The sequence below is a fragment of the Streptomyces sp. NPDC048462 genome, from assembly GCF_043200175.1.
Lineage (GTDB): Bacteria > Actinomycetota > Actinomycetes > Streptomycetales > Streptomycetaceae > Streptomyces.
Genome location: NZ_JBICXG010000079.1, coordinates 1 through 1,056, shown reverse-complemented (window position 1 = coordinate 1,056; position 1,056 = coordinate 1). Strand labels below are relative to the sequence as shown.

Sequence of the window (1,056 nt, the reverse complement as noted above, 5' to 3'; positions counted from 1 at the left end):
GACGGCACGGGGTGGGCCGAGGGCGCGGGTGTGCTGTTGGTGGAGCGGTTGTCGGACGCGGTGGCCGCGGGGCATCGGGTGTTGGCGGTGGTGCGGGGTTCGGCGGTGAATCAGGACGGTGCGAGTAATGGTCTGACGGCGCCGAACGGTCCTTCGCAGCAGCGGGTGATCAGGGCGGCCCTGGCCAGTGCCGGTCTGGGGGTTGCGGATGTGGATGCCGTTGAGGCGCACGGGACGGGCACCAGGCTGGGTGACCCGATCGAGGCGCAGGCGCTGTTGGCCACGTATGGGCGGCGTCCGGCGGAGCAGCCGTTGTGGCTGGGTTCGTTGAAGTCGAACATTGGTCATGCGCAGGCTGCCGCGGGTGTCGGTGGCGTCATCAAGATGGTGATGGCGCTCCAGGAGGGTGTGCTGCCGGGGACGTTGCATGTGGATGCGCCGTCCTCGCAGGTGGACTGGAATGCGGGTGCCGTCTCCCTGCTGACGGAGTCGCGTCCGTGGCCGGAGACCGGACGTTCGCGTCGTGCGGGGGTCTCCGCGTTCGGTGTGAGCGGGACCAACGCGCACGTGATTCTGGAACAGGCCCCCGAGCCGGATGAGGTGGAGGAGTCTGCGGTCCGTGAGTTGCCGGTGGTTCCGTTGGTGGTGTCCGCGAAGTCGGCAGCCGCCCTGGAAGCGCAGTCTTCCCGGTTGCGTGCCCGGATGGAGACGGATCCCGCGCTGCGTCCGCTGGATGTGGGTGTGAGTCTTGCTGCCGGGCGTTCGCATCTGGAGCACCGCTCGGTCGCCTTCGGTGATCTGAAGGTCGAGGGTGTGGCCGGGGCGCCGGGTCGTCGGGTGTTGGTGTTTCCGGGTCAGGGGACGCAGTGGGTGGGGATGGGTGCGGGCTTGTTGGAGTCCTCTCCTGTGTTTGCTGGTCGGTTGCGTGAGTGTGCGGATGCGTTGGCGCCGTTTGTTGATTTTGATGTGGTTGAGGTGGTGCGTGCGGGGGGTTCGTTGGATGGTGTGGGTGTGGTGCAGCCGGTGACGTGGGCTGTGATGGTGTCGTTGGCTGAG

The 1,056-nt window shown here is 67.5% G+C and carries 1 protein-coding gene; it reads left to right on the top strand.

Features of this window, described 5'->3' with window-relative positions:
- On the top strand, positions 1–1,056 hold a 1,056-nt coding region (locus tag ACGFU6_RS39330; RefSeq protein WP_393617420.1), incomplete at both ends, for an acyltransferase domain-containing protein.